Origin of the sequence: Planotetraspora silvatica, from assembly GCF_016863315.1 — a bacterium.
In the GTDB taxonomy this organism is placed as follows: domain Bacteria; phylum Actinomycetota; class Actinomycetes; order Streptosporangiales; family Streptosporangiaceae; genus Planotetraspora; species Planotetraspora silvatica.
On record NZ_BOOQ01000046.1, the window covers coordinates 109,141 to 119,732 of the forward strand.

A 10,592-nucleotide genomic window follows, 5' to 3' on the forward strand; every position below is an offset into this window, starting at 1 on the left:
GGAGCACCTCATGTCAGTCCGATTCGTACTTGCCGTGGCCGTGGCCGCCCTGATCGGCGGTCTCGGGTTCGCCTCGCCGGCGGCCGCGCATGCCTTGGTCCAGCCGGACCCCGTCAGTTCTTACGCCTTGACCACCGGGCGTCTCTGGTCCGTGGTGGCCGCGCTGCTGGGACTGGCCGGCGTGGTCATCGGCGGGCTGGCTCTGGCCCGCTCCGCCGGCCGTGTCGGCACCGGCATCGGGAGAAGGGGATCCATCGTGGCTTCGGCGGCGGGGCTGGCCGGCGCGGTCATCGGCGGACTGGTCGTGGCCGCCGCCGACGGTGGTCCCGGCACCGGCTACGGAATAGTCGGGGGCTACATAGCCCTGGTGGTAGGGCTGATCGCCATGATCCTCGGCGGGCTCGCTCTGGCCCGCTCCCGCCGCACCGGCTGACCGCACCATCAAAGGGCCGGCTCCGGCTGTGGCCGGTCCACTCGGTACACGTAATGCAGCGGGTCATCAATGGGGTTGTCGGGCTCGATGTTCCCTTCGCCGACCCGTCGCAGGCCCGCCTTCTCCAGGGCCCGCCACGACGCCCGGTTGGCCGCCACCACCGGCACCAGAACGCAGGTGGCGTCGGGGTAGTCGGACCAGGTGCGCTCCACCATCGAGGCGATCATGCGAGGGCCGAGGCCGCGCCCGGTCCACGACTGGTCGGCGATGAGGTAGTCGATGCTCATCGCTTCGGCGGGCACATCGACGACGGGGGACAGGTCGTCGAGATACTCGGGATAATCGGCGAGCCGGCAGCGCTGCACCAGCCCGAGGGGCAGGCCGTCGAGCAGGGCGAGAAAGTCCTCCGACGGCTCCTCGCCTCGGGCCGAGGGGCCGAAGTCACGCAGCACCGCCTCGGCCGAGGTCTCATGGTTCCACCATCGAGCGACGTGCGGCTGCTCCAACCAGCGACGCAACATGGGGAAGTCGGGCTCGCCGAGCCGGCGCCAGGTGATGGTCATGAGGTCGCTCCTTTGAGATGGCGGCGGTAGTACCTGGCCTGGCGGTCTCGGTGCGCGCACGACGGGTGGCAGTAGCGTCGGCGCGAATGGTTCTGTACGAACATCAGCGAGCAATCGGGGCTGCCGCACCGCCGCAGAATGCTGGAGTGCGGCCGGGTCACCAGGTCTATGCAGCAGGTCGCGATGCGGCCGAGTACGGCGGTGCTGCCGCCGGTGGTGTCAAGCCGGTGCGCGGTGGGCGAACCGGCGGTCCAGTCCAGGCGCGGGTGGGTAGGCGCGGCGGCCGCGGCCGTGTTGACCCTGTCGACGGCCCCCGTCTCGGGAACCTGTCCGTCTATGGCCGCCGACAGCACGTTGTGCACCGCGTCGCGCAGGGCGCGGACCCGTGCCTCGTCTCCACCCAGCCCCTCGTCCGAAGGCGGGAGTCCGTGTCGGGCGGAGACGAGTGTGAACCACTCCTCGATCCACCGGGCCGTCCCCAGGAAGTCGATGCGCTCGTCACCGATGCCGTAGCGGGTGTTGGCGAACTCCACCGCAATGGGTTCCGTGCCAAGGATCGGGAAGTCCGGGCCATCCATAATCTGACGGTAGCAATGGATCCCTACCGTCAGCAAGAGCTAGGTCGTCAGCCGTGGTGTCCCGCGGCCGTCAGTGCTCGGCGAGCGCAGGGTCGTTGAGATGGCGCTGCGTCACCTGCTGGACGAGGGCGTCGATGTCGGCCGGCCTCTTACGGGTCTTGTTCGTGTCGGTCGTGGCGAGAAGCCACCGAATGTGAGGTTGCCCGGGCAAGCGGCGCTCCCCGGGGAGTGCCGCTGTTGGTCCTGGCGCCACCGCGGACAGGATTGCGGACGTTCTGCGTCCGGAGCCGTCTGGGCGAACAGCTACATGACTAATCAGATAGTGACGGCCTAAACACCCTATGTTATCTTTCGATCATCATTTAGGCCTTGATACGCGACATTGGGTACCACGTTGCCATGACATCCCGGCTGAAGCTCGCTCTGTTCGACGTCGCCTGGAGAACGTGCGGCGTCTCGCCCGAATGCCTGGGTGTCGTCTGCGAGCCGTACGACCGGTGTCTCGCGCACCTGGGGCCGGCCGAGGTGGAGAGCGTCCTGCGGAGGTTGGTCCCCGGCCAGGGCATCGACCTGCGCGGCACGACCCTGGAGGAGGACCTGCTCACGCACATCCTGGAGCGCGTTGAGCGGCGCCTGGGCAGAGCACGGTTCGACCGTGCGGTCTTCACCGGCCCGGCACGCTTCCGGGAAGTCGTCTTCGCGAGCGACGCGACCTTCGACCACGCCCGGTTCGATCATCTCGCCTCGTTCTTCGGCACGAGCTTCACCGGGAACGTGTCTTTCGGCGAAGCCCGGTTTCATCGCGAGCTTTCCCTGCACGGCACCCACGTTCGCGGACATGGACGCTTCGACCGCATTCGCGTCGGTGGCGACGCACTGTTCGGCGAGGCACGGTTCGACGGGGACACCTCGTTCCGCGGGGCGGACTTCCACGGGTTCGCCGCGTTCGACGGTACGGCGTTCGCCGGGGGCGTCGGCTTCCGTGGTTCCCGGTTCCGCCGGGCCGTCTCCTTTCGCGCCTCCGCTGTCGGGCGGAACGCCGGGTTCGACGGCCTGCGCTTCCACGGTCCCGCCTATCTCGGTCCGATGCTGGTCGGGGGGTGCCTGTCGCTCTCGGGCGTCCGGGCCTGCGGGCCCCTTCAGGTCGACACCGGCCGCTGCCGGGTGACCCTACGCGCCGCGGTCGTCACCGGGCCGTTCACCGCGCGCCTTTCCGCCGCGGAAATCGACCTGCGGGACGCGACGCTCATCGGACCGGCGGCCGTCACCCGGAGGGCGGGACGGGTGCGCGTGACGTCGCTCGACGGCCTCGATGCCGATGCGCTCACGCTCAACGGCGCTGATCTTCGTACCTGCGGCCTCGGCGGGCTCCGCCGACCCGAGGGACTGCGTCTGCGGGACTGCCTGTTCGCCACGACCCCGGCCGGTGTGAGCTGGCGGCTCGGCTGGCCGCCCGTCCGGTGGTGGACGCGCCGCGTCATCCTCGCCGACGAACACTCTTGGCGGGCCTGGCCGCCAAGCGACCTGGAAGCGGGCGACGCCGACGGGGAGGGCATGAGAGCGAAGCGTCCACGCCCGACCACAGCCGGTGCGGCGCGCGTCGCCGCGACGAGCGAGGCGGGGGAGCCCCACGGCGACCGGCGGAGCGCGCGGCCGCTCGACGCCGGCTGGCTCGGAACCCTGTACGAGCGGCTGCGGCCCGGCGTGGGCGACGCGAAGACCTCGGCCGACTTCGCGTTCGGCGCGATGGAGATGCGGCGGCTTGGCAGCCCGCGTGTCCGGGCCAGGGTGCTGCTTTCTCTGTACTGGCTGGCCTGCGGATACGGCCTGCGCCTCGGACGGGCGCTCGGCTGGCTCACACTGGTGGCGGCACTGGTGGCAGGTGCGTTGTGCTGGGCAGCGGGGACGCGTCCGACGAGGCATTGGGTCGGCCAGAACCCTCGCATCGCTGTTGTGCGCGCGAAGCCGGTCATCTCCCCGGGCCCAAGTGCACAGCATGGATGAGGTTGCCGTCCCGGTCCCCGCCAGTGGCCCGGCAGGAAGTCTCGCGAGTGTTACTCTCGGCCGCTATGCGACGTGGAGAGCGGTCCCGTGATCGAGAAGGTTTCCTCGTGAGGTCACGCCGGCTCTGATGAAGGATGCATCCGCCCCCCTGCACCAGCCGCGGCGCAAAGGCCGTTTCCTCTTCGTACGCAACGTGCTCGTGATAGTGCTCCCGCTGATCGTGGTGGGGGCGCTGATGTCCGGAGTCCAAGCCGGCGACCAACAGGCCGCCGAACAAATCTGCGCCCAGCACCACATGGTGGTGAGGACGCTGGACTACCCTCCGAAACAGGCTCAGGCCACGGGGGTGATCTGCACCCCCTCAGGGCGGTGGGACGACCGGCACGTCTACCCGCTGTCTCAATCCGGGCTTTCTGGTTTGCTGGGCGGGTTTCTCATACCGTTCGTGTGCCTGGTTTACGTCGCGCTCGGCTGCGCGACGTTCACGGTGTGGACCATGATCGCCCGCTTTCTCCGAGGCCGATCGGCGCGGTAGCCGAAGCGGCCATCGCGGACCGTCCCGGCGTCGCGAATTTCCTAGTCAACCTATAGGGATGGTTGACATTGTTCTTCCGTCGACACACGCTGTGATACGGCCCTCCCGCACATCGCCCATCGAAAGGTGTCAGGGAATGACCCAGCTCCATGAGCGCGCGACGCCTGTCGTCGCCGACGACTCCTACCAGCACATCGACGTGACGCAGGTCGGCGGCGTGATCGGCGCGGTCGTCGGCGGCATCCGGGTGGGCGGCGACGCCGACGCGGCAGCGGTCGCCGAGCTGCGCGCCGCGCTACTGCGTCACCGCGTGGTCTTCCTGCGCGACCAGCAGCACGCCACCGACGCCGACCAGCACGCATTCACCAGGCTCCTCGGCACCGTCACCAAGCCGCACCCGACGGTGACCGGCGACGGCGAGGCCGTACTCCCGATCGACTCCGAGCAGGGCAAGGCCAACAGCTGGCACACGGACGTGACCTTCGTCGACCGGATCCCGGCGATCAGCGTGCTGCGTGCCATCACGCTGACGCCCTACGGCGGGACCACGGTGTGGGCCAACACGGTGGAGGCGTACCGGCGGCTGCACCCCGGCCTGCAGGCGCTGGTGGGCCGCCTGCGGGCAGTGCACTCGAACCTCTACGACTCCGCGGCGCAGCGCCCGCAGATCGGCGGGATCGATGTCAAGGAACAGGAGTATCGCGAGCAGTTCCGGAGCAGTGAATTCGAGACCGAGCACCCCGTCGTCCGCGTCCACCCGGAGACCGGCGAGCCGTCCCTGCTGCTCGGCCACTTCGTCAGGTCGTTCACGGGCCTGAGCAGCGCCGATTTCCACGATCTGTTCTCCCTGCTGCAGCGGCACATCACCCGCCTGGAGAACACGGTGCGGTGGAACTGGCGCGACGGCGACATCGCCATCTGGGACAACAGGGCCACCCAGCACTACGCCGTCGCGGACTACGACGACCTGCCCCGGCTTCTGCACCGCATCACGCTGGCCGGCGACATCCCGATCGGCATCAACGGTGACACCAGCGTGGTCCGCAAGGGCGACGCCGGCGCCTACTCGCCCATCGCCGCCTGAGCGGCGGCTCATCGGCCGACGGGCCGGGAGACGCTCAGGAGGCGTACGGTTCCACATCGAGGACGGCCTTGCCCGCCACCCGGCGGCTGGAGACGGCTTCGGCGGCGCGGTCCCATGGGCCCGCGCCACCCGATGCCGACGGTCAGCCTGCCGGCGGTGAGCAGGTCGACGAGGGTGGCGAGGTCGGGCCCGACATTCGCTGCGTCGCCGAAAGAGCTGAGTGTCCTGGCGGGACCAAGAGCGAAGGTCGAGTAGGGCGGGAATTCGGCGGGTTCGCCGGATGCCCAGCCGATGCTCTGCAGGCCGCCGCCAGGAGCGAGAAGGTTCCAGGCGCTGACGAGTTGCGAACCGCCGACGTTGTCCAGGACCAGATCGACCGGCTTGTCGACGCCGTCCAGGCCGACCAGCACCTCGTGGGCGCCCAGCCCGGCCAGGCCCTCACCTCGGACCGGGGATCCGACGAATGCGATGACGTGCGCGCCGCCCAGCGCGGCGAGCTGCACGGCCATCCGGCCCACGCCGCCGGAGGCGCCCGTGACCAGCACTCTCTTGCCCAGGATCGGACCACCGGCTCGCAACGTGCACAGTGCCGTGATGCCCGCCAGCGGCAGCGCGGCCGCGTCGGCCAGATCGGTCGGCACCGGCACCTCGGCCAGATCATCCACGCTGACGGACGCCGGGAGTACTTGGCGAATGCGCGCGGACCGAGGCGCGAGAAGATGAACCAGGCCGGCGCCGGGAGGGTGTCCTTCAAGACCTGCACCTGCTCGGACTGCGCCTCGTAGAGCGCCATGCCGAAGATCAGCGGTAGCTTGCCCTTCGGTAGCCTTCCCATGGTCGTGGCGGCCACCTCGGCCCACTCGGCGGCCGCCACACAGTCCGTACTCAAGTTGATCAGGCATCATCGTTGTCGACGATGGGATGGATCAGTTTCTTCCGTTGGGCGGCTCGATCCGGGCCGCGCGGAACGCCGATATTGATCTCGTAGTGGGAGGCAGAACGATGGAGTATCGCACCTTGGGTGGCACCGGCACGGTGGTGTCCTCGCTGTGCCTGGGCACGATGACTTTCGGTAAGGAGAGCAGCGAGGAGGTGTCGCATGCTCAGCTCGACCGGTTCGTCGAGCGTGGGGGGAACTTCATCGACACCGCCAATGTGTACTCCCGCGGATTGTCCGAGGAGATCATTGGTCGCTGGCTGGCGGCACGGCCGGGGGTACGGGATCAGCTCGTCATCGCGACGAAGGGACGCTTTCCGATGGGGGAGGGGCCCAATGATGCGGGCCTGACCCGCACCAACCTGTCCCGGGCGTTGGAAGCGAGTCTGCGGCGGCTCGGGGTCGAGACCGTCGACCTCTACCAGGCGCACGCCTGGGATCCCCTGACCCCGATCGAGGAGACGCTCGGCTTCTTCGACGACGCGGTGCGCGCCGGCAAGATCCGCTACGCGGGCGTCAGCAACTTCCTCGGCTGGCAGTTGCAGAAGGCGGCGCTGCTGACGCAGTTCCGCGGACTCGCGCCGATCGTGACGCTGCAGCCCCAGTACAACCTGCTGGTGCGTGACATCGAATTCGAACTGGTGGATGTGTGCCGCAACGAGAACATCGGGATCCTGCCGTGGTCACCGCTGGCCGGTGGCTGGTTGACCGGGAAGTACGCGCGTGATCATGTGCCGACCGGTGCGACTCGGCTCGGCGAGGACCCCCAGCGTGGCATGGAGGCCTATGCCGCGCGCAACGCGCAGGAGCGCACCTGGCAGGTCGTCGACACGGTGCGGCAGGTCGCCGAGGCTCGTGGCGTTTCCATGTCGCAGGTGGCGCTGGCCTGGGCGGCGGACCGGCCTGCGGTGACGTCGGTGATCCTCGGCGCACGCACGCTTGAACAGCTCGACGACAATCTCGGCGCCGCCGAGTTGCACCTGTCCGAGAAGGAGACAGACCTGCTCACCGAGGCGAGCTCGCCGATCGTGTCCGTCTATCCGTACGGCGCACCAGGCATCCAGCAGCGCTCGCGTGCCCTGCCTTCCAAGTGATGCCGTCACGGGATCATCCGGCGGCGGACGTCGCCCTCTTGTGCCGGGTGTCCAGGACGGCGATCACCGCGAACGCGACGACCGCTGCCGCGACGGCGACGACGTAGCACCACGGGGCGGGCAGGTAGTTGGCCGCCACCAACGCATTCGGGCCCTTGTCGGTGAACGCGCGGAAGATGATCGCCATCGGGCCCTCCCAGACGCCCGCGACGAGCGTGAGAAGCATTGCCAGCCGGTACCAGGCTTCGTTCACAATCCACTCCCGCCGTTGATACGAACGTATCAACGACACCATCAGAAATCCCTTATATCAAGGCTTTAGGGGCCAATACGTCACGGTAATGATGCAACTAGGCTGAGCATGTGCGTGACGAAATGAGCTGCCGAGTCTGCCGTGGCCCGCTGCGGCCGTCCGGGCGCGGCCGCCGCCCCGTCTACTGCTCCCGTGCCTGCCAGGCCCGGGCGTACCGGTCCCGCAGGCACCCGCCGGTCCCGGCACCCGCCGCGCCGGAGCCGGCCGGTCGCCGACGCCAGATCGGCGAGGCGGTCTGGCGGATCGCCGCCGAGCGCGGCCTCCAGATGGCCACCGTCCGGGAGATCGCCGCCGAGGCGGGCGTGTCCCCGCGGGTGGTGCAGTACCACTTCACCGACAAGCACCACCTGCTGGTAACCGCCCTGCAGATGCTGCACAGGGAGAACGAACGCCGGGCCCAGGAACGGATCGCGGCGCTGCGTGACGCGTCCGACCCGCGGGTGCTGCTGCGTGCCACCCTCGAGGAACTGCTTCCGCTCGACGAACAGCGCCGCACGAGCCTGCGGGTGATGACCGCCTACTACGCGCGGAGCCTCACGGATCCCGCGCTGGCGGCGGTCTTCCTGCACGAGGGCAGCCCGCTGGAGGACCTGGTCGCGGCCCTGATCACGGCGGCCGGCGCCCGGCCCTCGATCGACGTGGCCCGGGAGGCGGACCTGCTCGTCGGCGGCGTGACCGGGTTCGGGCTCGACCTGCTGCACCGGCGCCGCACCCGGGCGGACGTGCGGCGCACAGTGGACTACCACCTGAACCGCATCCTTGCGGAACAGCCATGACCGATTCACCGGCCGTACGGATCCGGAGTGCCTCGGACCGCACCTAGCCGGGAGAAGCCGGATTGGTGTAGTCGCTCGCCGATGGCGCTGATGGCAGGCATAGGACGAAGCGTGCGCCGTGGGAGCTGTCCTCGATCCGCAGGGTTCCCCCGCTGGTTTCGGCGATCTGTCGGGCGATCGCCAGGCCCAGTCCCGTTCCCGCGACGCTTCGGGAGTGGGCGGTGTCGAGTCGGGTGAAGCGCTGGAACAGCAGTTCGCGCTGGTCCGGATCGATGCCGGGCCCGTCGTCGATGACCTCTAGGACCGCGGTGCCGTGCGGCAGGCGTTGATCGCCGCACTGGCCGTTCGGCTCGTGCCGCACCGTGACGTCGATCATGGATTCGGCATGGCTTTCGGCGTTGTCGATGAGGTTGGTGACCACGCGAGACAGCAGTAAACGGTCGCCGATCACCTCCACACCGGGTGCGATCGAGTCCTCGATCCTCTTTGCCTGGTCGCGGCGGATCCGGCACTCGGCGGCGACGAGTTCGGCCAGGTCGATCCGGTCGCGTGCGCCCGGCACCCCGGCGTCCAGCCGTTCGAGGGTCAGCAGATCCTGCACGATGGCCTCAAGCCGGTTCACGCTGCAGAGAACGGCGCGCACCACCGTGACCACGCTGGTCTCCTGGGGTGCGAGCAGGGCATCCTCACACTCGGCGCGCATGGCGGTGACCGGGCTGCGCAGGTCATGGGAGGCGTTGGAGAGAAACTGGCGCAGGTGTTGCAGCGCGGTGTCCAGTCGGCTCAGCGTACGGTTGACACTTTCGGCCATTTCGTGAATCTCGTCATGGGCGGCCGGTACCGGTACCCGGCGGTGCGGATAAGTCGCGTTGATCTCCTCGAGTTCGGCTCGGATGGTGTTCACCGGTTTGAGGGATGCCCGGGCGTTGCGGCGGCCGAGGTAGGTGATGGCCGCGGCGAGCGCCACGGCGCTCCCTCCCACCGCTGCGGCCAGTCGCGGATCGACCCACGGAGGGATCGCGGGGGAGGCACTGTAAACGAGCCATCTCTCGCCTGCGCGGTGGGCCCATTGCGCGACGACGATGTCGCATTCGCCATGAGGGAAGACCCCGCCGCACACGATGGAGGTTGCGCTGTTCTTGCTGTCGGGCGTGAACGTCGCCATGGCCGGCTTGCCCTGCAGCTTCGAGGTCGAAGTGACCACCCGCCCCTGTGGGTCGACAACTTGAATGTTGCGTGCCGGATGTTCCGCAAGGGGATAGTCCAATCGGTCCCGCTCCATTTGCACGGCCACGCGGCCACCGGCCGAGGTGATCTCCTCAGTGACGTCCGCAACGGCGAAACGGTTGATGGCGATCATGAGAACTACGGCGAGCAGCGAGCAAAGCAAGCCCGCCACCACGCCTGCGAACAGCGTGATTCGGGCTGTAATGGACCATTGGTGTCGCGCGCTCATCCAATCGGGCCCCCTCTGGCTAGTGGAACACATGGGCCGGAGAGCGCCGCGAAAGGGTCGCGGCCTATTGCGGGACGGTGAACTCGACCGCCGGCGTCTCGATGTATTCGTCGAGTTCGGGGAGGTTGACGACGATCGGGTTCACACCGGACCGTACGACCGCCCAGACCGTCTTGAACTCGGTGGAGGCATTGATCTCCTGGTGAATGACGTGGGAGGGGATGAAGACGAAGTCACCTCGTCCCGCTTCCGCCACGTTCTCCAGTCGGTCCCCCCACCGGTACCGGGCCATGCCGCTGACGACGTACAGGACGGTTTCCTGGTCCCCGTGATGGTGCGCCCCGGTGGCCGCGCCGGGCTTGACCGTACTCAGGAACGCCGAAAGATGTGCTGCGTCTGGATTTCGGGCATCGAACGCCACTTCGCGGATCAGCCCAGGCGTCTGCGTCGTGTTCGTGTCGAGGGCTTCGCGGTGGGCGACCCTGATCTGCTTGCTGAGAGGGATGTCACTCATGTTCGCCCCTCCTCTGGTGCCAGAAGCGATCACGCACTTTCACGATCGGCCACGACTGCCATGCGAGCGCGAAGAGAAGCAGCCGTAGGATCGCAAGATTCATGAATCGAGGCGTGTCACACCCATGCAGCATGGGCCAGCAATTCACCGGGCTGATTTCGAGTTCACCAGTGTTGATGTTCATAGCGACTTCGCCGGGCCATCGCGAGATCACATCCCGATCTAACGTTACGCCCCCGCCGGTCACCACAGAACGGACTGTCCTGCGAAGTCGGCGGAGGCATTTCGGCGGGAGCGACTGGACA

At 68.3% G+C, this 10,592-nt stretch carries 13 protein-coding genes; 6 read left to right on the plus strand and 7 right to left on the minus strand.

What is annotated here, in order from left to right; all coding sequences use genetic code 11:
* The first annotated feature begins 10 nt into the window (after positions 1 to 10).
* Positions 11 to 433 (plus strand): DUF6223 family protein, encoded by a 423-nt coding sequence (locus Psi02_RS31190; RefSeq protein ID WP_239095309.1) that lies wholly within the window; start codon positions 11 to 13, stop codon positions 431 to 433.
* A gap of 8 nt (positions 434 to 441) precedes the next feature.
* Here Psi02_RS31190 and Psi02_RS31195 read toward each other — a convergent pair whose 3' ends face one another.
* The 3 genes from Psi02_RS31195 to Psi02_RS31205 form a co-directional block, all read right to left on the minus strand.
* Complete coding sequence (locus tag Psi02_RS31195) at positions 442 to 996, minus strand: GNAT family N-acetyltransferase (protein ID WP_203979419.1); 555 nt, start codon at positions 994 to 996, stop codon at positions 442 to 444.
* Entirely contained in the window at positions 993 to 1,574 is a 582-nt protein-coding gene (locus Psi02_RS31200; RefSeq protein WP_203979420.1) for a CGNR zinc finger domain-containing protein, read from the minus strand. Before Psi02_RS31200 ends, Psi02_RS31195 begins: the two co-directional genes overlap by 4 nt.
* A gap of 70 nt (positions 1,575 to 1,644) precedes the next feature.
* A complete protein-coding gene (locus Psi02_RS31205) occupies positions 1,645 to 1,785 on the minus strand; it encodes a hypothetical protein (protein ID WP_203979421.1) in 141 nt (46 codons plus the stop codon).
* 188 nt (positions 1,786 to 1,973) lie between these two features.
* Here Psi02_RS31205 and Psi02_RS31210 point away from each other — a divergent pair, with 188 nt between their 5' ends.
* From Psi02_RS31210 to Psi02_RS31220, 3 genes are all read left to right on the plus strand, one after another.
* Positions 1,974 to 3,578 (plus strand): pentapeptide repeat-containing protein, encoded by a 1,605-nt coding sequence (locus Psi02_RS31210; protein ID WP_203979422.1) that lies wholly within the window; start codon positions 1,974 to 1,976, stop codon positions 3,576 to 3,578.
* A gap of 127 nt (positions 3,579 to 3,705) precedes the next feature.
* Complete coding sequence (locus Psi02_RS31215; protein ID WP_203979423.1) at positions 3,706 to 4,113, plus strand: hypothetical protein; 408 nt, start codon at positions 3,706 to 3,708, stop codon at positions 4,111 to 4,113.
* A gap of 136 nt (positions 4,114 to 4,249) precedes the next feature.
* Positions 4,250 to 5,197, plus strand: a complete 948-nt coding sequence (locus Psi02_RS31220; protein ID WP_203979424.1) for a TauD/TfdA dioxygenase family protein — start codon at positions 4,250 to 4,252, stop codon at positions 5,195 to 5,197.
* An 8-nt stretch (positions 5,198 to 5,205) separates the two neighbouring features.
* On the opposite strand, the gene Psi02_RS31225 is transcribed toward Psi02_RS31220, so the two are convergent.
* Entirely contained in the window at positions 5,206 to 5,862 is a 657-nt protein-coding gene (locus tag Psi02_RS31225) for a zinc-binding dehydrogenase (protein WP_239095310.1), read from the minus strand.
* Positions 5,863 to 6,199: 337 nt separating this feature from the next.
* Here Psi02_RS31225 and Psi02_RS31230 point away from each other — a divergent pair, with 337 nt between their 5' ends.
* Positions 6,200 to 7,228 carry an aldo/keto reductase gene (locus Psi02_RS31230; RefSeq protein WP_203979425.1) on the plus strand — a complete coding sequence of 343 codons (1,029 nt, stop codon included), beginning with the start codon at positions 6,200 to 6,202 and terminating at the stop codon, positions 7,226 to 7,228.
* A 13-nt stretch (positions 7,229 to 7,241) separates the two neighbouring features.
* Here the strand turns inward: Psi02_RS31230 and Psi02_RS31235 are convergent, their stop codons facing one another.
* Positions 7,242 to 7,481: a hypothetical protein gene (locus tag Psi02_RS31235; protein WP_203979426.1), complete on the minus strand. Its 240-nt coding sequence runs from the start codon at positions 7,479 to 7,481 to the stop codon at positions 7,242 to 7,244.
* A 110-nt stretch (positions 7,482 to 7,591) separates the two neighbouring features.
* Between Psi02_RS31235 and Psi02_RS31240 the strand changes: the two genes are divergently transcribed.
* On the plus strand, positions 7,592 to 8,317 hold the full coding sequence (locus Psi02_RS31240; protein ID WP_203979427.1) for a TetR/AcrR family transcriptional regulator: 726 nt from the start codon (positions 7,592 to 7,594) through the stop codon (positions 8,315 to 8,317).
* Between the two features lie 43 nt (positions 8,318 to 8,360).
* Here the strand turns inward: Psi02_RS31240 and Psi02_RS31245 are convergent, their stop codons facing one another.
* Together Psi02_RS31245 and Psi02_RS31250 are read right to left on the minus strand one after the other, a co-directional pair.
* The gene (locus Psi02_RS31245; RefSeq protein WP_203979428.1) at positions 8,361 to 9,677 is read right to left on the minus strand and encodes a sensor histidine kinase; all 1,317 of its coding nucleotides are present in this window, start codon (positions 9,675 to 9,677) and stop codon (positions 8,361 to 8,363) included.
* Positions 9,678 to 9,837: 160 nt separating this feature from the next.
* Complete coding sequence (locus Psi02_RS31250; protein WP_203979429.1) at positions 9,838 to 10,287, minus strand: cupin domain-containing protein; 450 nt, start codon at positions 10,285 to 10,287, stop codon at positions 9,838 to 9,840.
* Between the last annotated feature and the right edge of the window lie 305 nt (positions 10,288 to 10,592).

Excerpts from the sequence above, each read along its gene's own strand:
- Psi02_RS31190 (WP_239095309.1), top strand. The coding sequence starts at position 11 with ATGTCAGTCCGATTCGTACTTGCCGTGGCCGTGGCCGCCCTGATCGGC.
- Psi02_RS31195 (WP_203979419.1), bottom strand. The coding sequence starts at position 996 with ATGACCATCACCTGGCGCCGGCTCGGCGAGCCCGACTTCCCCATGTTG.
- Psi02_RS31200 (WP_203979420.1), bottom strand. The coding sequence starts at position 1,574 with ATGGATGGCCCGGACTTCCCGATCCTTGGCACGGAACCCATTGCGGTG.
- Psi02_RS31210 (WP_203979422.1), top strand. The coding sequence starts at position 1,974 with ATGACATCCCGGCTGAAGCTCGCTCTGTTCGACGTCGCCTGGAGAACG.
- Psi02_RS31215 (WP_203979423.1), top strand. The coding sequence starts at position 3,706 with ATGAAGGATGCATCCGCCCCCCTGCACCAGCCGCGGCGCAAAGGCCGT.
- Psi02_RS31220 (WP_203979424.1), top strand. The coding sequence starts at position 4,250 with ATGACCCAGCTCCATGAGCGCGCGACGCCTGTCGTCGCCGACGACTCC.
- Psi02_RS31230 (WP_203979425.1), top strand. The coding sequence starts at position 6,200 with ATGGAGTATCGCACCTTGGGTGGCACCGGCACGGTGGTGTCCTCGCTG.
- Psi02_RS31245 (WP_203979428.1), bottom strand. The coding sequence starts at position 9,677 with ATGATCGCCATCAACCGTTTCGCCGTTGCGGACGTCACTGAGGAGATC.
- Psi02_RS31250 (WP_203979429.1), bottom strand. The coding sequence starts at position 10,287 with ATGAGTGACATCCCTCTCAGCAAGCAGATCAGGGTCGCCCACCGCGAA.